This is a genomic window from Pseudomonas sp. Con_6, assembly GCF_059379395.1.
Window position 1 is genome coordinate 6755358 of sequence record NZ_CM182011.1, and the last position, 20713, is coordinate 6776070.

Consider the following 20713-nt stretch of genomic DNA (forward strand, 5'->3'; position numbering starts at 1 on the left):
TCACTCCTGAACGCCAGAGGGCGAGTCGCTCTCACGTAGGTAGGGTTTGAGCACTGCGATCAACTGATCGGCATCGGAGGTCTTGAACACGCCATCGATGCCATCAGGAGACAGTGTGCTGAAGGGGGCGTCGTAGAGCTTTTCGACAACGATGCTGCCGTTCTCCGCGATGTAGTTCTTCAGCAGGTTCATGAAGCTCACCTGCTTGGCGGTAAGCGTTGGGTGAGCGTGAAGGAAACTGGTGAAATGCGCTTCGATGGCCTTGGGGTCCAGACCGATGATGTCCCGTACGGTCAGGTGCAGTTGCTCTGCGGTTCTACCGTAGAACTCGTTCAGCACGTCCAGACCGACACCCGGATGGCTGGTGAGAATGGTCGAAGTGAGGGTTTTCAGTTCCTGCTGGGCGATCGCCTCACCCTGATGGATCTTCTGCAGGATCGGGTTGGCGACCAGCATGGCATCGAGAATGCCCTTGAGGCGCTGGCGGTACTGCAGGGCCTCGTTGACACCTGCGATGGACACCTTGCGCTCCTCCATCTGGACGTTGTCATCCCGGGTCCTGGTGATGCCAATCCCGTGGCCGACCGCACCCTGCGTCTGCCGGTACTTCATGATGTCGCGCAATTCCTTGCGGGCATTTTCCAGCCTGGAGATACCCGGTTGCTGCCAGAAGTCGGCGCTACGCACTTCGGCAAGAACCGCCGCCTTCTGACGTACGGCCTGGATGTTCACGGCCAGCTTGTCCAGCTCGCCAAGCAACACCAGCTTGCCATCCTCGAAGCCGCTCGATTTCTCCACCAGGCAGCGCTGGATACCGGCAATCAGCTTGTCCAGAGCAGTGGCATGCTTGTCGTGGAGGATCCGGGCAGCCATCAGCGGGGCAATGGTTTCGCTCAGCAAATGCTGGGTCCTGGCGTCGAAGCGCTGCAACAGATCGGTCTGCTGCAATTGGTGCACGTTGCGCAGTTCGCGCCTCACCGCAACGCTGGTTTCCGGAAGGTCAGCGATATCCGCCCGCAAGAGCCCGATGGCAGTATCGAAGGCCTCGCCATGGCCGAGCCTGAGTGCGGCTTTCGCAAGTTCCAGACGTGCCTCGAAGGTCGTCTGCAACAGCGACTTGCCGCCAGTATCCTCCGGCTCCTGATACTCCTGCTCGAAGAAGTCGAAGTTGCCGTAGTGGTCGAAGATGTAGAACTCTTCCTTGTCCTTGCCGGGCCCGAACAGGTTGGGACTCAAACGAGTACCACGGCCGATCATCTGCCAGAACTTGACCCAGGACTTCACCGGCTTGGCGAACACCAGGTTGACCACTTCCGGCACATCGATGCCGGTATCGAGCATGTCTACCGAGATGGCAATACGGAAGCTGTTGTCCGGTTTCTTGAACTCGGTGATCAGCGTGTCCACATGGGCAATCTCGTTGTGGATAACCTTGCAGACCTTTGTCCCGTATTGCGGGTAGAGCTTGCAGAACAGACGCTCCAGGTGCTCCGCGTGATCCTGGCGTTGCGCGAAGACGATGGTCTTGCCCACCAGGGAGCCGGTTTCATCCTTGATGCCATTGTCGATCAGGTTTTCCAGGATGATCCTGTCGGTGTCCTCGCTGAAGATCCTGCGACCGATATCCTTGCCAGCAATGGTGGTGCGCCTGGCCTCCTCTTCGCCAAGATCCTCTTCGAGCTGACGCTTTTGCTGATCGCTCAGCTCCCGATAATGAATGCCGTCGCGCAGGAAATCGGTGGTCAGGTCCTTGACCCGGAACGGCACCAGATAACGCGGCACGTTGTTGATGGCCGCATCCAGGCCGAACTCGAAGGTGGGATCGGTGGTTTCGCAATCGAAGATATCGAAAGTATTGCGGCTGATGAACTTCACTGGCGTCGCGGTGAGACCGACCTGCAACGCATCGAAGTAATCGAACAGGTCGCGGTATTTGTTGTAGATGCTGCGGTGGCTCTCGTCGGCGATGATCAGGTCGAAGAAGCCCACGTCCAACTGGGCAAAGCGGTTCATCATGCCCGGATAGGTCGCGATGTAGATGCGCGCGGTCTGGTCCACGCGGGTAGTCTTGCCGATCACGCAGCGCGGCGCGTCGGGCAGGTTCTTCTTGAAGGCATCATCGGCCTGAACCCGAAGCTCCTTGCGATCACAAAGAAACAGCACGCGCTTGGCCCACCCGGTACGCAGCAGCAGTTCTGCCAGGGCGATCGCGACCCGGGTCTTGCCGGTGCCAGTGGCCTGAATGATCAGGGCCTTGCGCCGCTGCTTCTGAAAATGCTCGGCAACGGTCTTGATCGCTTCGATCTGGTAAGGGCGGTCGGCAATCTTCAGGTCGGGATTGTGCTGTTCCAGTTCGGCAACCCGGTACTGGCGCTGGTAGGCCAGGTATTCCAGGCTGCTCTTGCTGTAGAACCCGTACACCGGGCGGTAGGTGTTGTACTGCCGATCATCCCAGATGAAGGTTTCGTAGCCATTGCTATAGAAGATCACTGGCCGCTGCAGGCCCATGCGCTCAAATCCATCGGCATACATGCGTGCCTGCTCACGCCCCGCCTGCAAGCTGACATTGCCAGACTTCTTCGCTTCGACAACGGCCAGTGGCTGGCCGTTGTCGCCCCATAGCACATAGTCAGCACGCCCTTTGCCCGTGGCATTGCCCGGGAAATCGACCTCCACCTCCTGGCCAACCTGCTCGGGATCACTGACATCCCAGCCGGCCTGTACGAGCATGGCGTCGATCAACAGGGCCCGGGTCCGGGCCTCATTCCATTGCAGGCTGTCAGCAACCTTCTGACTCTGTTGCTGACGCTTGTGCTGGTCGGCTTCGGCAGGCGGATCGAGCTTGTCGAGATTGCGCGTGCGCTCCTGTTCCAGCTTGTCCATGACCCGTTGCAGCGCTTCCTGCTGCTGGTTGAGTTCCTTCTCGTAGCTGGAGACCGTCTTTTGCAACCGGGCGAGCATGGCAGCCGGATCCGGTACCTCGGCAAACTGCGGAATCTCGACCTGTACGGCGCGGTAGTACTTGATAGCCATGTACATGGCCAGTTGGTGGGCAGTCTTCAGTGCCAGTTGGGCATTACGCAAATCACCCTCCGCACCATGGGCAGTGTCGTTGCCCTGGATGCGCAGAAAATTGATCTGGTGAACCAGAGGCTTGCTGACGCAATCGACGAACACCGGACTTTTCACCAGGTCGTAGAAAGTCGACTGCGGCATTCGCGGCAGTGCCTCTTCCTTGTAGATGGATTTGGTCAGTTCCTCGGCGAAGCTGCGCAAGCGAGTGAGTGCGCTGCCCGGATCGATATGCAGCACAGCCTCGGCCAGGCCAGCCAGGTTTGCCAGCAATTCGTTGCCGGCGCGAAGGAACTCGAAGTTTACTGATTTCATGTAGGCGATTCTGTCCATGACGGTCGTTCAGCGAGGACCGTGCCAAGTTTTTAGTCGATGCCGTACTTGCTCATCCAGTTGCTCAAGGTCTGCTGGCTTTTGAGGCCCAGCAGGGCCGCTGCACGAGTCTTGTTGTGCGCCGTAACCCGTAGCGCCTCAGAGATGTAGCGCCGCGCCTTGCAAGAAATTATTTCTTGCAAATCAATACCTTGCGAAACATCTTGGACATTCTGATCTTGCCGGCTCTGCGGTACCTGAAACAGCGCCTGTTCGATATCAGGTGCACTTATCACATCACTGGAACACCAGAGCGCTGCTCGCAACAAAGTGGACTGCAGTTCACGCACGTTGCCCTTCCACGGATGGCGAAGAATAAGTTTCTTTGCGTCAGCGGAAATTTTCTTACCCTTCAGGGTTTCATCCTGATGGGTGATGCCGCTCAACAGTGTGTCAGTCAACAGCAGCAGGTCCCCTTCCCGCTCTCTCAGTGGCGGCAAATGCAGAACGCCCACGGCAATGCGGTAAAAAAGGTCTTCGCGAAAGCCTCCTTCAGCGACAGCCTGCATGAGATTGCGATGAGTCGCGGTGATCAGGCGCACGTCGACCCTGATATCCCGACTTCCACCGACCGGCGTGACCACTCCCTCCTGCAACGCACGAAGCAGGCGTACCTGGGCATCCGCTTGAAGTTCACCGAACTCATCGAGGAACAGTGTTCCGCCATGCGCTTGTTCGAAAACGCCGGCGCGGTTTGCAACGGCTCCGGTAAAGGCGCCCTTGCAGTGACCGAATAATGTCGAGTCAATCAACTCGGAGGGAATCGCGCCGCAGTTGAGCGCGATGAAAGGCTGGGACGAACGCGGGCCGGCATTGTGAATCGCCCTGGCGAAAAGCTCCTTCCCCGTTCCTGTCTCGCCATAGATCAATACCGGAACGTGCTTCTGCGCCAGGATCTGCGCCTGACGCTTCAAGGTCAGCATGCGCTCGCTTTGCGTGATGATACTGTCGAAGGCCGCTTTCACCGGAACCTGCCCGTCGGCGAGTTGCAGCAGCTTGTCGTCCGGGATGGTGTTGGCCGCCGGCACATACTCTGCGGCGATCTCAAATGGAACCACGACCTCCTGCACCCCCTGCTCCAGGGACGACTGATAGAAAGTCGCGGGATAGCGAGCCTTGCCGAGCAGTATCCAGATAGCCTGCATGGCAGGCGTTCCAGGGCTCAGCAATATGGAAAGATCCACGGCACAAGAGGATAGACGCTGCAGATGCGCCTGCGCGACCTCGTAGATGTCCGGGAAATGGACCGGGGAACTCAACGACACATAGTAAGGCTCGATGACCGGGCCAATGCCGATGCTCGACCCGAGCCATTCAAGGTAAGGTTCAACACGTTCGGCCGGGTAAGAACACAACAACACCAGGCGATCGAAGGCAACCTCTCGCAACGTGGACAGGATCGGCCCGATCTCACCACCGTCCGGGGCCTTGAGGTCATTTCCTCCCACCCAGCAAATCAATGTGCGTTGTCGTTTCGACACGGTCCTTGTACTCCCGACTCTTATTACCGATTGGCCCCAGCCCGGCAACATCGCGCTGCAATTCAGAGTACGGATAGTAAACTATTGAATCAATTTGAGTCCGCAAACAGTGTCTTCTGGCCATCACCTACAGGAGCGGTTACCCCTTCACCAACCGCGTATCCAACCCAAACCGCTCCTGACTGACCAACCGGTACTTCCCCTCCGCCAGCTCGCAACTCACCAGCAGATTCCAAGAATGCCGGGCAACCGCCGACGGCATCAGCACGAAGGGATGTTCGGCCAGCAGCGCGTCCGCGAACCTCTGCTGATTGGGCGACGCGGCTGCTCCGGTCAGCCAGTTCGGATTGGGCACGTCTTCGGGCTGCACCACCTTGATCAGGCTTTGATCGAGTACTTCGAAGCAGGTCAGCACGTGCCGGACCGTATCCAGTGCGTCAAACCCGATATGCACCGCCACTTCGAGGATGGCCGTCGAGGGGTCCGCCGAGGCGTACACCACATGCCGGCCCGGCGGATTCCAGCGGCCACCGAGCCTGTGGGCACCGATACCGCTGCTCCAGGTGTCCTTGTAGACCTCGCGATCGAGGCGCCATGCCTGCCAGGCGCCGGACCATGGCAATGGATTCACTGGTAGACCCCGTATTCGATGCGCTCCAGGTAATCCTCGACGGCCTGGAACCCGACCGGGTTGTCAATGACGTCCAGCGGCACATCACCGCCCAGGTACTGGCACGGCCGCCCCAGCCACTCCTCCGCCAGCCGCAGCGAGCCGAACACGTTGATCGCGTGCTCCAGCACCTTGGCGAACTGGAAGGCCACGGCGCTCTGCTGGGCATTCAGGTGCGCGTCCTGCTTGCTGCCCTGGCGTTGCAGGGTGCGGATGGACTTGCCGACGATGCGGCTCATGATCTTCCTGGTCGAATACAACTCGGACAGCGCAAGCATCGCCTGCACGTCCTTCAGGTCGAAGCCTTCGGCGGTGAGGCGGTAGATCATCACAGGACTGAGCAGGCCTGCGTCCTCGCGAAGCAGGTACTCCGTGGGCTTGCGGGCGGGGCTGAACGACTTGCGGGCACGGCTGCCGGCGGAAATCATGGTGCACCTCCTGATACGACAAGTGACGCGATCATAGCGCCATTTGACACACCACGCATTCGCGTCGACCTAACGGCCTTGATTGTCCACTCCAATGAGACAGTAATACCGTTTTCAGCCAATTTATCCTTTTCCGGGAGCTGAGTAATCTGGCCTCACTTAGCGACAACAACCCAACACTCTCTCGAACAAAAGGATTTTCACCATGACCAACGCCACCTACAACCGCCTGAACAAAGACGACGCCGTAGTCCTCCTGGTCGACCACCAGACCGGCCTGATTTCCCTGGTGCAGGACTTCTCGCCGAACGAGTTCAAGAACAACGTGCTGGCGCTGGCCGACCTGGCGAAATTCTTCGAACTGCCGACCATCCTGACCACCAGCTTCGAGCAAGGCCCGAACGGGCCGCTGGTTCCCGAGCTGAAGGAGATGTTCCCGGACGCGCCGTACGTCCCGCGTCCTGGCCAGATCAATGCCTGGGACAACGAGGACTTCGTCAAGGCGATCAAGGCGACCGGCCGCAAGCAGCTGATCATTGCCGGTGTGGTGACGGATGTGTGCGTCGCCTTCCCGACCCTGTCGGCGCTGGCCGAAGGCTTCGATGTGTTCGTGGTGACCGATGCTTCCGGCACCTTCAACACCACCGTGCAACAGGCCGCATGGAACCGCATGACCCAGGCCGGCGCGCAGATGATGAACTGGTTCTCGGTAGCCTGTGAGCTGCACCGCGACTGGCGCAACGATATCGAAGGCCTGGGCAACCTGCTGTCGCAGCGGATTCCCAACTATCGCAACCTGATGAACAGCTACGCCGCCTTCACCAAGTAATCGCTGAATGAAAGAAGCCCGCTCGGTCTGAGCGGGCTTCTTTGTTTTCCAGAACCCTATCGCTGGCAAGCTCCCACAAGGTCCTCGTATACAACCAAGACTGCGGATGCTGTCTCGCTTACCTCAACACCTCCCAATGCCCGCTTTTGGTCGCGCCAACATGTCGAACGACGCCCTCTGCCTTTAACTTGTTCAAGTGATACTTGATACCTTCGGGGGTCAGGCCCAACGCACTAGCCAACTCGAACCTCGTCGTGGTTGGTCGCCGACGCAACTGCACCAGGATTTTCTCTCGCACCTTCTCAGGTGCGCCTTCTTGGGTAGTTTCTTGGGTAGTTTCTTGGGTAGTTTCTTGGGTAGTTTCTTGGGTGGTTCTGTACACCTCAGGCGCTTCCGCCGTAGCCAGGACCGGTGGCGCCGGCCTGGTGCGGAAGGTCAGCATCAGCCCCGACAGGCTGCCATCGAATGCCGGCAGTGGAATTCCATGTTCACGACATTCGCTGAGAATCTTCTCGATGCCTCGTCCCCACGACTCGATATAGCCAGCCCGGAAAAACGCCGCAGCCAGCAAGGGATTGAACGGATGGGAGGGATGCTTCGACAGCAAGTGTTTTTCCGTCCATTTGTCCGGCAACTGCCCCGGGTTCCAGATCACGGCCTGATGTTCATAAACGCTGATCTGGATCGGAATGCCACTCGCGTAGTCCTTGTGGATCACGGCATTGAGCAATGCCTCGCGCAAGGCTTGCAGGGGAAACAGAAAGCGCTCGACACGCTGCACCCCCTCATAGTGGATGTAGGCCTTGAGGTACTTGCTGTACAAGAGGTCCAGCGTTTTTTCGACCTGGGTAAACAGATCGCCATGGACCTCATCCTGATAACGCAGGTCGTCATCGGTGACGAAGAAGCCGATCTTGATGAACGCACCGGGTACGAAACGCTCGGGCTGGGTACCGAACAACAGCGCAGCCGCCCGCTTCAGGTACTGCCCCTCCTGAAGCTGCAGGTTGGCCAGCAAGGCAGCGTCACTTTCCTCGAGCACCGCTTCGTCGACCCGGCCACTTCTGGCCGCCCTGGTCCGGAAGTCGCGCAAGGCGTTGGGCTGACAATCGTCCAGAACCAAGCCGGGTAAAGGAATACCATCCCAGTGCAAACCCTGCTTGCGCAGAAGAAAGCGCGAGAGTGCCGGGCCTTTCAGTTCCTGTTTGGTACTGCCACTGCGGTAGTGATATTCACCCTTGTAGCTGACCGGGCTCGGGTAGGCCGGTACCACGATCTGCAGCAGGGCCTTGCCCGCTTCCTCCTGCAGGTTCACATCGACCATGATGCCGAGCACGTCGCGCACCTTGTTGGGAATCTCTTCCAGCAATCGGGGCGCACCGGCCAACCCGACCGGCTCCCCCTCATCGTTTCGGCCAATCTCCAGCACACCACCTTCGGCATTGGCGAAACCGCATATCCATTTCAGGTATTCGTCACGCCATGCGGTCTTCCATTCCCGCTGCTGGTGCTCACTCATGTCTGCAGGCTCCCGTGCCGTTCACGATGAAGGTCGTAAGCCTACATCGCGGCAGAACCTGGCAATGGATGAGGTTGTTTCATGATCTGTAGGGAATCGGTTCCACCAGCCTCACGACCCCTCCCGCTTCTCCAGCGTCAACTCCACCCGCCGGTTCCGCGCCCGCCCCTCGACACTGCCGTTGTCCGCCAGCGGCTGCGTCCCCGCCATGCCCATCGCGGTCATGCGCTCCCCCGCGATCCCCTGCTGCTGCAGGAAGCGCACCACGCTGCCCGCACGCGCCCCGGACAGCTCCCAGTTGGACGGATAGCGGTCATTGCGAATCCGCCGCGTATCGGTATGCCCGGCGACGAGGATGCGGTGCGGCAAGCCCTTCAATACACCCGCCAGCCGTTGCAGAACCTCCAGCCCCTTGGGATCGAGATCGGCCTGCCCGGAGGGGAAGAGAATGCTGCTGTCGATACGGAAACTGACGCTGCGCTCATTGCGGATCACCTCGATATCGCTGCCCAACTGATCCAGCGGCAGGTCCGCCAGCGGGTTGGTGGGCTCCTCCGGGATGGGGGCCGCGACGGCAGGTTCAGGCGGCGCCTCGACCACCGGCTCGACAACCGCCGGTGCAGGCACGGGCGGCACCAGCAACAAAGATCCCGGTGCTTCGACACGGGTCAACCCGGCAATGTCCAGCACGCGAGCCGACGCGGCATCCACCGGTGCATGCCGCTGGATCAAGGCCTGTGCCAGCATCGCCATGACCATCACCAGCAATACGGTGATCAGGTCCAGGTAGGTCAGCATCCAGCCATCGCTTTCTCCCTCCCCGACCGGAACACCCAGCAGATCCGGCGCGCCCGCGGCCCGCTTGAGACTGCACTGGCGCTCCCGGGCCTTGATCAGCTCGAATTCGAGGCTGCGCTGGCGCTCCAGCCAGTAGCGATTGTCGGCGACTGCCGTGGCGTGGTTCATGCGCGTTTGCGCCACAGGGTCAGCAGCGGCTTGCCGACGCGGCGCGGCGACTGGCCCTGCAATTCATCGTGATAGTGGGCGACGAAGCACTTCAGGGTTTCCCGCATCAATCCCGGACTGCGCTTGCGCGCCATCATCGAGATGCCCTGGAGGATCATGTTCATCAGCACCACCCGCTGCTCGGTACGCCGTTCGAGCTTCACCGCGATGGGCTTGCACACCAGGTTGGCGAGCAGCAGGCCATACAGCGTGGCGGTCAGGCTCATCGCCATTTGCCGGCCAACATTGCCCATGTCGCCGTCACCGAGGACGAACACCAGATTCACCATGCCAACCAGCGTCCCGAGCATGCCGAAGGCCGGGGCGTACGCGGCCATGGCGCGGAACAGCTGGGCCTCGGCCTGCTCCTTGGCCCGCAGCCGGGCGATGCGCCATTGCAGCAGTTCAAGGATGTCTTCTTCGGCCACCTGATCCACCAGCAATTGCACCCCGGAGCCAAGGAACGGATTGCCCACCTCGGCCAGGGCGTTCTCTACTCCGCGGCGGTCGCCATCGTTCCAGCGTCGCGCCAGAACGACCATGTCCTCGATGACCGCCGGTGCCGGATCGCGCTCGCGACGCAGCACCGCAGCGACCAGCCCGGGGATGCGGCGTACCTCGTCCAGCGGGTAGCTGATGCAAGTGGCGGCGAAGGTGCCACCGAGGACGATGCCGAGGCTGCCAAGGTCGAGCAGCAGCGCCGGATGCTGCGCCGAAAACATCAGCAGCAGGCCCAGCAGGAGCAGGCCGGCGAACAGGCCGATCAGGGTCGATGGATTCATTGGAATTTCGCAGGCGGTGACGGTGATGGGCGTTTTATAGCCCCGCACGGCCCACGGCAAAGGCGCTAATACAGGCACTTTTGTCGGTGAGCTTGGCCCACGGCCGGGGCCGAAATTTTTTTCGCCGGGCACTAAAGGTGGCTTTTCGCAGCGCCGATGTTCGCGCTGTCAGCCAGACAACGGCGCTGAGTGGTAGAGCGCCGGATACGTGCTTGTCACAAGTGCCCAACCACGAAAAGGAACCTCACCATGTCCGTCATCAATACCAACATCACCTCGCTGATCGCGCAGAAGAACCTCAGCGCCTCGGAAAACAGCCTGAGCACCTCGATCGAGCGTCTGTCCTCGGGCCTGAAGATCAACAGCGCCTCCGACGACGCCGCCGGCCAGGCCATCGCCAACCGCATGAGCTCGCAGATCACCGGTCTGGAACAAGCCAGCAGCAACGCCAGCGACGGCATCTCCCTGGCGCAGACCACCGAAGGCGCCCTGGACCAGGTCAACGACAACCTGCAGCGCATTCGTGAACTGGCCGTGCAGGCCGCCAACGGCACCAACTCGCAGTCCGACCTGCAATCGATCCAGGATGAAATCACCCAGCGTCTGGACGAGATCAACCGCATCTCCGAACAGACTTCGTTCAACGGCGTGAACGTGCTGTCGTCGAACCAGAAGATCAGCATCCAGGTCGGCGCCAACGACGGCGAAACCATCGAGATCGACCTGAAGTCGATCAACGCCACCACCCTGGGCCTGGCCGACTTCAACGTCAACGGCTACGACACCACCCTGACCGCAACCACCCTGAACGACGCTTCGGGCACCGCGATCACCAGCACCAACACCAGCTATGTCGACAGCTCCGGCACCACCATCAGCGGCGGCACCCTGTCCACCGACGCCGACGGCGACTACTTCCTGACCGTGGGCGGCAAGACCTACGCGGCTTCGGTGAAGACCACCACCAGCGGCTCGACCACCAGCGCCACCATCACCATCGACACCGAGAACGAGGTGACCAAGAAATCCACCAACACCCTGACCGCCCTGGACACCGCGCTGAACACCGTGGACTCCATGCGTTCGGACCTCGGTGCGATCCAGAACCGCTTCGACTCGGCGATCACCAACATCTCCACTACGGTGACTAACCTGACGTCCGCCCGCTCCGGGATCCAGGACGTGGACTACGCCACCGAAGTGTCGGCCATGACCAGCGCGCAGATCCTGCAACAGGCCGGTACCTCGGTGCTGTCCCAGGCCAACTCGATGCCGCAGCAGATGCTGTCGCTGCTGCAATAAGCCGCACTGGCTGCACTTCCGAGTGCAGCCAGTTCTGGGGCTGCTCGCGAAGGGCCGCAAAGCGGCCCCAACTCCACTCGGCAACAGCTTTATCCACGCTTTGCCCCTCCCCTCGCAGCGCTAGCATTCCCGCTCGACTCCCCCTTCGCCACAAGGCCGATCCCCATGTCCAAGCCCCAGCGCGCCCGTCCTCCCCAGCACCGCCAAGCCGCCCCGCTCGACCTCGCCCAGGCCCGCCGCCTGTGCCAGCGCCGCCCCGACGATGCCGGTGCCTGGCAGGCTCTCGGCAACCTGCAACTGAGTGCAGAACCGACGCAGGCCCTGGCCAGTTTCGAGCAGGCCCTGCAACTGCTGCCGGACGATCCACAAGCGCTGGAACTGGTGGCCAAGGCCGCGCAAAAGCTGGGTGACGCCGAGCGCGCCGAAAGCCTCGCCGTACGCGCCCTCGACGTCGATCCGGACTTCGGACCGGCCCATCATCGCCTGGCTACCCTGTACTTCGAGAAAGGCCGCTTCGAACCCGCACTGCGGCATATCGACCAGGCGCTGGCGCAGCAGCCTGACCATTGCCGCCTGCTGTCGCGCAAGGGCCTGATCCTCAACCGTCTCGACCGCCATGGCGAAGCCATCGCAGTGTTCACCACGCTGATCAAGCGCGAGCCGGGTGACTACAGCCACTGGAACAACCTCGCCAACCTGTACAAGGACATCGGCCAACTGGGGCAGGCCGACGAGCACTACCGCAAGGCCATCGACCTGGCCGGGCGCAAGGACGTGCTGCCCTACTCCAACCGCCTCACCACCCTGCACTACGACCCGAACCAGAACCGCGATTACATCTTCGAGGTGTGCAAGGAATGGCAGACCCGCTTCGGCCCGACCTCGGTGCCAGAGCGCCCGCGTCCGGACAACCTGGCTCCGGATCGCCTGCTGCGCGTCGGCCTGGTTTCCGACGGCCTGCGCCAGCACCCGGTGGGCAACATGATCGTCGGCGTGCTGGAACACCTGCCACGCCACCAGTTCCAGCTGTTCGCCTACAGCAGCAGCCAGGTCAACGACCACCTGACCAAGCGCATCCGCGCCCGGATCGCTGACTGGCGGGCGATCCGCCACATGGACACGCAGCAACTGGTGCAACAGATCCAGGACGACCGCATCGACATCCTCATCGACCTCAGCGGCCACAACGCCGGCAACCGCATGGGCACCATGGCCCTGCAGCCGGCGCCACTGTTGGTGAAATGGGTCGGCGGCCTGATCAACACCACAGGCCTGGAGGCCATCGACTACCTGCTCAGCGACGGCATCGAATCACCGCGCGGCGATGACGCCTTCTACACCGAGAAGCTGATCCGCCTGCCCGACGACTACATCTGCTACGACCCACCGCCCTACGCTCCGGATATCAAGGCGCTACCGGCGCAGGCCAACGGTTTCGTCACCTTCGGCTGCTTCAACAACCCGACCAAGATCAACGACGAACTGCTCGGGCATTGGGCGGACGTGCTCCAGACCGTGCCGGACTCACGCCTGCTGCTCAAGGGTGGCGCCTTCGCCAACCCAGAGCTGCGTGAACACGTGTACGCCGTGCTCGGCCAGCATGGCATCGCGGCCGAGCGGGTCATGGTCGAAGGCCCCGTGGGTCACCGCGACCTGCTGGACAGCTACAACCGCGTCGATATCGCCCTCGACCCCTGGCCATACTCCGGCGGCCTGACCACCTGCGAGGCCCTGCTGATGGGGGTGCCGGTGATCACCCTGCCCGGCCCCACCTTCGCCGGGCGCCACTCCGCCACTCACCTGGTCAATGCCGGCCTGCCGGAGCTGGTGGTGGACAGCTGGGAAACCTACGTCCAGCGCGCCGCCGGGCTGGCCCGCGACCTGAAGAACCTGGCACTGATCCGCAGCTTCCTGCGCCGAGTGCTGATGAACTCGCCGGTGTGCGACGCCCCACGTTTCGCCGGACACCTGGGGACCGCGTTGCGGGCGATCTGGCAGCGTTACTGCGCGGACCAGCCGGCGACCGCCTTGAGCCTGGACAAAGAGGGCAGCGCCTTCTTCGAGGGCGAAGATAACCCCGTGGCCATCCAGCATCCGCCCGCACCGCCCAGGGACGACGGATTCAGCTTCAGGTTCCAGGGCCGCATCGTTGCGCTGGACCACGGCGCGACCTTGCTGGCGTCACCTCGCTTCGTCGCCCTGCAGCGTCTCGGCGTGCTCTCGACCATCGCCTTCGACCCGGCCAGCCGCATCGGCAATGCGCGTCAGCTGGCCGAGCTGGGCGAACTGCATTACTACGCCAACACGGCGTTGGGAGACGGCGGCGGGGTGACCTTGCGCGCCTGCCTCGACCCGACGCTGAGCGCCACCCTGGAGCCTCTGGCCGACGAAACCCAGGGGCCCGTGACACAAGTCCTGGCACGCCTGCCGCTACCGACGATCCGCCTGGATGTCATCGAAGGCCTCGACACCGTGGACTGGCTGGTGCTGGACAACCTCAACGACAGCCTGACGCTGCTCGACCATGGCCGTCGCACCCTGGCCGACACCCTGCTGGTACAGGCACGTATCGCCTTCGTGCCAACCCATGCTGGACAGGCCGACCTCGCCACGCTGAGCCAGCGCCTGGCCGCGCTCGGCTTCGCCTTCCATCGCCTGCATGACCTGCGGCACCAGGAAGCGGCCGCCGAACCCACTGCGTTCGCCTCCTCGCGCATGGTCTGCGCCGATGCCCTGTTTCTGCCGGACGCGCAGCGCCTGGCGCGGCTCGACGAGAACCGGCGGCGCAAGCTGGCGTTCCTGCTGCACACGGTCTACGACGCCAAGGACGTGGCCCTTCAGGTATTGAAGGACCTCGACGAAGACGTCGCCAGGCGCTATGTCCGGCATTGCCGGCTGGAGGCGTCCGCACCTCCGGCCGTGGTGGCGCAAGCGCCGGAAAAACCGTTCGAGGAACCGCAACTGACCTTCCCGGCAGAGGTGGCGCGCTATGTGCGCAAGCTCTATACCGAAGCCTCGGTGATTCTCGAATATGGCAGCGGCGGTTCGACCATCCTCGCCGGGCGCATGCCGGGCAAGACGGTAATCACGGTGGAGAACGACCTGCGCTGGGCCAGGGGCATGCAGCGCTGGATCGAAGGGGCGGACCTGCCGTCGCCGCCGCGAATCCATGCCGTGGATGTGGGGCCGACGGGGGCCTGGGCGCGGCCGAAGGATGCGCGAGCGTGGAAGCGCTTTCACCAGTATCCGCTGCAGGTGTGGGACGAGCCGTTCTTCGCGGCGCCGGATGTGATCCTGATCGATGGGCGGTTCCGGATTGCCTGCTTTGTGACCGCCTGCCTGCGGGTGAGCAAGCCGACCATCGTGCTGTTCGATGATTATCTGGACCGGCCGCACTATCACGTGGTGGAGCGGCTGGTGAAGCCGACCGGGTATGTGGGGCGGATGGCCAGGTTTGATGTGCAGCCGATGGCGGGGGTGCCGCGGGAAGAGCTGACGTGGTTGGTTGCCAGCTTCAATGAGGTCGCTTACTCCGGTGGTGCCTGACCGGACGCTATCGCCGGCAACGCCGGCTCCCACAAGGTTCGCTGGTGTACGCGGTCCTTGTGGGAGCCGGCGTTGCCGGCGATGAGGCCATCAGCCGCGCCCAACAGCCAGATAGGTCAACCCCGCATCCGCCGCCGCCCGCGGCTCATACAGATTGCGCCCATCGATCACCAGCGCCGCCCGCAAACGCTGCCTCAAGCTCTGGAAATCGACACTGCGAAACGCCTTCCACTCAGTGCAGATCACCAACGCATCCGCCCCGTCCACCGCCTGCATCCGGTCATCCACCAGCAGCAGGTCATCGCGCTCGCCATAGATCCGTCGACATTCCATCATCGCCTCGGGATCATAGGCCTGCACCCTGGCCCCGGATTGCCACAACGCCTCCATCAACGCCCGGCTCGGCGCTGCGCGCATGTCGTCGGTATCCGGCTTGAACGCCAGCCCCCACACGGCAATGGTCCTGCCGCGCAACTGCCCGTTCAGCGCCCGCTCAAGCTTGCGGAACAGCGAGGCCTTCTGCCGCTGGTTGATCGCTTCCACGGCACTGAGCAACTGCGGCTCGTAACCCACCTCCCGGGCACTGCGGCTCAGCGCCTGGATATCCTTGGGAAAGCATGACCCGCCATAACCACACCCCGGATAGATGAAGTCGTAGCCAATCCGCGGATCGCTGCCGATGCCCTGTCGCACCTCCTCGATATCCACCCGCAGATGTTCGGCCAGGTTAGCCATCTCGTTCATGAAACTGATCTTGGTCGCGAGCATGGCGTTGGCCGCGTACTTGGTCATTTCTGCCGCGCGCAGACTCATGAACATCAGCTTGTCGCGGTGCCGGTTGTACGGCGCATAACACTCGCGCATGAGTCGCCGCACCGTTTCCGAATCAGTGCCGACGACGATCCGTGCCCCCCGGGTGAAGTCCTCTATGGCCGCGCCTTCCTTGAGGAATTCCGGATTCGAGCACACCTCGAACGGCAGCTTGCGTCCACGACTGGCCAGCTCCGCCGCAATGGCCGCGCGCACCCGCTCGCCAGTGCCGACCGGCACCGTGGACTTGCCCACCACCACCTTGTAGTCGTCCATGTAGCGGCCGATATCCCGCGCCACCGCCAGCACGTATTGCAGGTCGGCCGAGCCGTCCTCGTCCGGCGGCGTGCCCACGGCGATGAACAGCAGGTCAGCGAAGGCCACCGCCTCGGCGGCGACGGTAGTGAAACGCAGGCGCCCGGCTCGCAGGTTGGCGTCGACCAGGCGCTTCAACCCGGGCTCATGGATCGGCACCTCGCCAGCGGCGAGCAATTCGATACGCCAGGGATCGACATCCATGCACAGGACCTCATGCCCGACATCCGCCAGGCACGCGCTCGCCACCAGGCCCACGTAACCGGAGCCAAACACGCTGATTTTCATGGGTTTTCCTACAGACCAGGGCAGGTCCACAGGCTAGCAACCGGGCGTCCGGGCAAAGCCCCGGATAGGCCCGTCGCGGCGGGGTATTTCAGTCCGCCAGTTTCGAACGCAGGCGGGCGATGGCCTGGCTGTGCAACTGGCAGACCCGCGATTCGCTGATCTCCAGGACCAGGCCGATCTCACGCATGTTTAGCTTTTCTTGGTGATACAGGGCCATCAGCAGGCGCTCGCGTTCAGGAAGGGTATCGATGGCACGCACCAGGCGCGTGCGGTTGTTGGCTTCGAGCAGGTCATGCAGCGGGTTGCGGCCATGGGCTTCGGCGGTGGGCAGGTGTTCTTCGCTCATCAGGTCGAAGGGCAGCATCTGGCTGCCGTTGGTCTCGCACAGCAACTGCTGGTACTCGGCCAATGACAAACCCATGGCGGCGGCGATTTCCCGTTCGCTGGCGCTGCGCCCGAGGCGCTGTTCCAGGCTGGACAGGGTGGTTTCCAGCAGTCGTGCGTTGCGGCGCACGCTGCGCGGCGCCCAGTCGCGGGAACGCAGCTCGTCGATCATCGCCCCGCGGATGCGGTGGATGACGAAAGTGCCGAAGGTGGTGCCCTGGTCCTGGTCGTAGCGGGTGATGGCGTCGAGCAGGCCGATGCTGCCTGCCTGGATCAGGTCGTCCAGGTCGATGCTGGGGGGCAAGCGGGTCTTGAGGTTCAGCGCATGACGCTTGACCAAGGGCAGGTACTGCTCGAGCAACTCCTGCTGGTACATCCTGCCTTGTGCCGTATACATCGTGCGTGCCCGTGAAGAACAAGAGTGGCGATGCGCCGGGATTATCGGCCCGGCCCCGAGCCGTCCAAGCGGCGAATAACCCCGAACTTCCCGGGGTATTCGCCGCTTAGGGTGGCCTCGCGCGGTCCCGGTAGGAACCTTCATGTGGGCTGCGCGCCGATGATGCTGCTGATGCGCAAGGTGCGGTCGTCGGGGATCTCGCTCAGGGCGATCACCGCCAGCTGGCGCAAGCGCCGGCGCAGGAAGCGCGAGAGCACCGGGCGCAGGCGATTGGGCACCACCAGCACCGCAGGGTCGTTGCCCAGCTCCTGACGCTTGAGGGCCTTGCGGGTTTCTTCCATCAGGGTGTCGGCCAGGCTCGGCTCCAGCGAGCCGCCGTTGCCCACCGCCTGCAGCACTACCTGCTCCAGGTTGAAGTCGAGGCCGATCACCCGCAGCTCTGCCTTGTTGCCGAAGTACTGGTTGACGATGGAGCGGCCGAGAGCGACGCGCACCACCGCAGTCAGCTCCTGGATATCCGGCGGCTGTTGCACGCCACCGTGCTCGACCAGCGCGTCGAGGATGGTGCGCAGGTCGCGGATCGGCACGTTTTCGTCCAGCAGGTTCTGCAGGATGCGCTGCAGGTGGGTCAGGCTCAGCAGCTTGGGCACGACCTCCTCGACCAGGCTCTTGCCGTCGCTGCCGAGCTTGTCCAGCAGCTTCTGCACCTCGCTGCGACCGAGCATGTCCTTGGCGTGCTGGTGCAGCAGGTGGTTGAGGTGGGTGGCGGCCACGGTACTGGCGTCGACCACGGTGTAGCCGTAGATCTGCCCATGCTCGCGCAGGCTCGGCTCGATCCAGATCGCCGGCAGGCCGAAGGCCGGGTCCACCGCCTCCTTGCCGTCCAACTGGCCGGTGACCTTGCCGGGATTGATCGCCAGCCACTTGCCGGGATAGATCTCGCCGCGACCGATCTCCACGCCCTTGAGGCTGATGACGTAGGTGTTGGGCGCCAGCTCCAGGTGGTCGCGGACATGGATCACCGGCGGCAGGAAGCCCATGTCCTGGGCGAACTTCTTGCGCAGGCTCTTGATCCGCGTGCTCAGCTCGCCCTGTTGGCGCACGTCCACCAGCGGGATCAGGCGATGACCGACGCGCAGGCTCAGGGTGTCCACCAGCTTGACGTCGTCCCAGCTGGCCTCGCTGCTCTGCACGGCGGACTTGGGCAGGGCCACGGCGGCCGGCGTCTGCTCCGCGTGTTCCTCCTGGCGCGACAGCCACCAGCCCAAGCCGCCGAGTGCCGCGGTGAGCAGCAGGAACACCAGGTTGGGCATGCCCGGCACCAGGCCCAGCAGGCCCATGACCCCGGCGGTCATCATCAGCATCTTCGGCCGGCTGAACAGCTGGCCGACCATCTGCCGGCTGACGTCTTCCTCGGTGTTCACCCGCGACACCATCACACCGGCGGCGATGGAGATGACCAGCCCGGGAATCTGCGCCACCAGGCCATCGCCGATGGTCAGCATGGTGTAGGTGTGGGCGGCGTCGGCGAAGCTCATGCCGTGCTGCAACAGTCCGATGGCCAGGCCGCCGACCACGCACACGGCCATGATCACCAGGCCGGCCACAGCGTCGCCACGGACAAACTTGCTGGCACCATCCATGGATCCGAAGAAGTCCGCCTCCTGGGCCACTTCCTTGCGCCGCTTGCGCGCTTCCGGCTCGCCGATCAGGCCAGCGTTGAGGTCGGCGTCGATGGCCATCTGCTTGCCGGGCATCGAGTCCAGAGTGAAGCGCGCGCCGACTTCAGCGATACGCCCCGCACCCTTGGTGATCACCATGAAGTTGATGGTCACCAGGATCAGGAACAGCGCCAGGCCCACAGCGAAATTACCGCCGACGAGGAATTCGCCGAAGGCCTCGATGACCTTGCCCGCCGCATCGGTGCCGGTGTGCCCGTGCACCAGGATCACCCGGGTCGAAGCGACGTTGAGCGACAAGCGCAGCAGCGTGGTGAATAGCAACACCGAGGGAAACGCCGAGAAATCCAGGGGCTTCTCGGTGAGCATGCTGACGATCAGCACCATGATCGCCAGGGCGATGTTGAAGGTGAACAGCAGGTCGAGGATGAAGCTCGGCAGCGGCAGGATCATCATCGACAGAATGAGCACGATCAGCACCGGGCCGGTCATGATCTTCAGGTCGGCGCGGGCGGGCCAGGTATCGCGGCGCAACAGGGCGGTCAGGCCTTTCATGGGGTCGGGGAGTCCTCAGGTTGACGGGCGCGGCGGCCAGGCTGGTCCATGCCCTCGGGCACGTCCAGGTTGTGCGGCGCCGGCGGTGGCGGCCCGCCGTACTCGCTGACGCGCTTGAGGCGGATGGCCCAGGCCACCACCTCGGCGACGACGGTGTACAGCTCCATGGGAATCAGTCGGTCGAGATCGACGTGGAAATACAGGGCGCGGGCCAGCGGCGGCGCCTCAAGAATCGGCAGGTCGTGTTCCAGGGCGATCTCGCGGATGCGCAGGGCCACAGCGTCGGCACCCTTGGCGATCACCCGTGGCGCGCCGTCCTTGTCCTTGCGATAGCTCAGGGCCACGGCAAAGTGGCTGGGGTTGGTGATGACCACGTCGGCCTTGGGCACCTTGCTCATCATCCGCCGCCGCGCGCGGGCCTGCTGCAGGCGGCGGATGCGCGCCTTGACGTGGGGGTCGCCATCGGAGTTCTTGTGTTCCTGGCGGATTTCTTCCTTGGTCATGCGCAGGTTCTTGGCGTAGGTCCAGAGCTGATAGGGCGTGTCCATGCCGACCACCACGATCAGCGCGCCGACGCAGGTGGCGCAGGACTTGGCGGTCAGGCCCAGCAGGCTGACCAGCGCCTGTTGCGGCGGCAGCTTGGGCAGGCCGAGCAACTGGCCGATATGGGCGTCGAGGAACAGGTACAGCACGGTGCCGATCAGGCCGGCCTTGGCGATGGCCTTGGCCAGTTCCACCGGTACCTGCATCGAGAACAGGCGCGCCAGGCCGCTGACCGGGTTGAGCCGGGAGAAACGCGGGCGCAGGGCGCCGCCGGTGATGACCAGGCCGCCGATCAAGGCGGGTGCAGCCAGGGCGGCGAAGATCATCAGGGCGAAGAACGGCACCAGGGCCAGCAGTGCGGACTGGCCGAGGGTCCAGGAGGTGCTGAGCATGCGCGAGGTGTCGAACAACTGGCCGCGGTCGAACAACAGCGCCTGCTCGACGATGCCGCCGATACGGTCGTACAGGTGCCCGCCCATGGTCCACAGTCCGCCGACACCGGCCAGCAGCATGATGAAGGTGCTCAGTTCGCGGGAACGGGGAACCTGGCCTTCTTCGCGGGCTTTCTCGATGCGGCGCTGGGTGGCCGCTTCGGTCCGGTCTTCTGTGCTGGTTTCGGCCATGGGAGGTCAAGGGAGGCGGGGTTGAGACCATTTTCCTTGCCGGTTGAACGGGCGATGCCGTGAACAAGCACACATAGGCTCGGTTATTGCGCAGATCGGCATTGCACTGCAGA

Annotated in this window: 14 protein-coding genes; 3 read left to right on the plus strand and 11 right to left on the minus strand. The window is 63.0% G+C overall.

Annotation, left to right across the window (positions count from 1 at the left end):
• The 4 genes from AC5QPF_RS30555 to AC5QPF_RS30570 form a co-directional block, all read right to left on the minus strand.
• The gene (locus AC5QPF_RS30555; RefSeq protein WP_494961287.1) at positions 1-3387 is read right to left on the minus strand and encodes a DEAD/DEAH box helicase family protein; all 3387 of its coding nucleotides are present in this window, start codon (positions 3385-3387) and stop codon (positions 1-3) included.
• A 50-nt stretch (positions 3388-3437) separates the two neighbouring features.
• Complete coding sequence (locus tag AC5QPF_RS30560; RefSeq protein ID WP_494961288.1) at positions 3438-4925, minus strand: sigma 54-interacting transcriptional regulator; 1488 nt, start codon at positions 4923-4925, stop codon at positions 3438-3440.
• 139 nt (positions 4926-5064) lie between these two features.
• The gene (locus AC5QPF_RS30565; protein ID WP_494961289.1) at positions 5065-5556 is read right to left on the minus strand and encodes a type II RES/Xre toxin-antitoxin system toxin; all 492 of its coding nucleotides are present in this window, start codon (positions 5554-5556) and stop codon (positions 5065-5067) included.
• Entirely contained in the window at positions 5553-6023 is a 471-nt protein-coding gene (locus AC5QPF_RS30570) for a type II RES/Xre toxin-antitoxin system antitoxin (RefSeq protein ID WP_494961290.1), read from the minus strand. Before AC5QPF_RS30570 ends, AC5QPF_RS30565 begins: the two co-directional genes overlap by 4 nt.
• A 205-nt stretch (positions 6024-6228) precedes the next feature.
• Between AC5QPF_RS30570 and ycaC the strand changes: the two genes are divergently transcribed.
• Positions 6229-6852 (plus strand): isochorismate family cysteine hydrolase YcaC, encoded by a 624-nt coding sequence (gene ycaC / locus AC5QPF_RS30575; RefSeq protein WP_494961291.1) that lies wholly within the window; start codon positions 6229-6231, stop codon positions 6850-6852.
• Between the two features lie 118 nt (positions 6853-6970).
• Here ycaC and AC5QPF_RS30580 read toward each other — a convergent pair whose 3' ends face one another.
• From AC5QPF_RS30580 to AC5QPF_RS30590, 3 genes are all read right to left on the minus strand, one after another.
• Positions 6971-8371, minus strand: coding sequence for an ATP-binding protein (locus AC5QPF_RS30580; protein WP_494961292.1), 1401 nt, complete (start codon positions 8369-8371; stop codon positions 6971-6973).
• 111 nt (positions 8372-8482) lie between these two features.
• Positions 8483-9337: an OmpA family protein gene (locus AC5QPF_RS30585; RefSeq protein WP_494961293.1), complete on the minus strand. Its 855-nt coding sequence runs from the start codon at positions 9335-9337 to the stop codon at positions 8483-8485.
• Positions 9334-10158: a MotA/TolQ/ExbB proton channel family protein gene (locus AC5QPF_RS30590; RefSeq protein ID WP_494961294.1), complete on the minus strand. Its 825-nt coding sequence runs from the start codon at positions 10156-10158 to the stop codon at positions 9334-9336. Before AC5QPF_RS30590 ends, AC5QPF_RS30585 begins: the two co-directional genes overlap by 4 nt.
• 249 nt (positions 10159-10407) lie before the next feature.
• On the opposite strand from AC5QPF_RS30590, the gene AC5QPF_RS30595 reads away from it, so the two are divergent.
• Together AC5QPF_RS30595 and AC5QPF_RS30600 are read left to right on the plus strand one after the other, a co-directional pair.
• Positions 10408-11460: a FliC/FljB family flagellin gene (locus tag AC5QPF_RS30595; protein ID WP_494961295.1), complete on the plus strand. Its 1053-nt coding sequence runs from the start codon at positions 10408-10410 to the stop codon at positions 11458-11460.
• A gap of 165 nt (positions 11461-11625) precedes the next feature.
• Complete coding sequence (locus AC5QPF_RS30600) at positions 11626-15006, plus strand: O-linked N-acetylglucosamine transferase family protein (protein ID WP_494961296.1); 3381 nt, start codon at positions 11626-11628, stop codon at positions 15004-15006.
• Between the two features lie 90 nt (positions 15007-15096).
• On the opposite strand, the gene AC5QPF_RS30605 is transcribed toward AC5QPF_RS30600, so the two are convergent.
• The 4 genes from AC5QPF_RS30605 to flhB form a co-directional block, all read right to left on the minus strand.
• Positions 15097-16419, minus strand: coding sequence for a nucleotide sugar dehydrogenase (locus tag AC5QPF_RS30605; RefSeq protein WP_494961297.1), 1323 nt, complete (start codon positions 16417-16419; stop codon positions 15097-15099).
• A gap of 88 nt (positions 16420-16507) precedes the next feature.
• Positions 16508-17200 carry an RNA polymerase sigma factor FliA gene (locus AC5QPF_RS30610; RefSeq protein WP_494961298.1) on the minus strand — a complete coding sequence of 231 codons (693 nt, stop codon included), beginning with the start codon at positions 17198-17200 and terminating at the stop codon, positions 16508-16510.
• Between the two features lie 140 nt (positions 17201-17340).
• Positions 17341-19434 (minus strand): flagellar biosynthesis protein FlhA, encoded by a 2094-nt coding sequence (gene flhA, locus AC5QPF_RS30615; RefSeq protein WP_494961299.1) that lies wholly within the window; start codon positions 19432-19434, stop codon positions 17341-17343.
• The gene (gene flhB, locus AC5QPF_RS30620; protein ID WP_494961300.1) at positions 19431-20600 is read right to left on the minus strand and encodes a flagellar biosynthesis protein FlhB; all 1170 of its coding nucleotides are present in this window, start codon (positions 20598-20600) and stop codon (positions 19431-19433) included. Before flhB ends, flhA begins: the two co-directional genes overlap by 4 nt.
• Positions 20601-20713 lie beyond the last annotated feature (113 nt).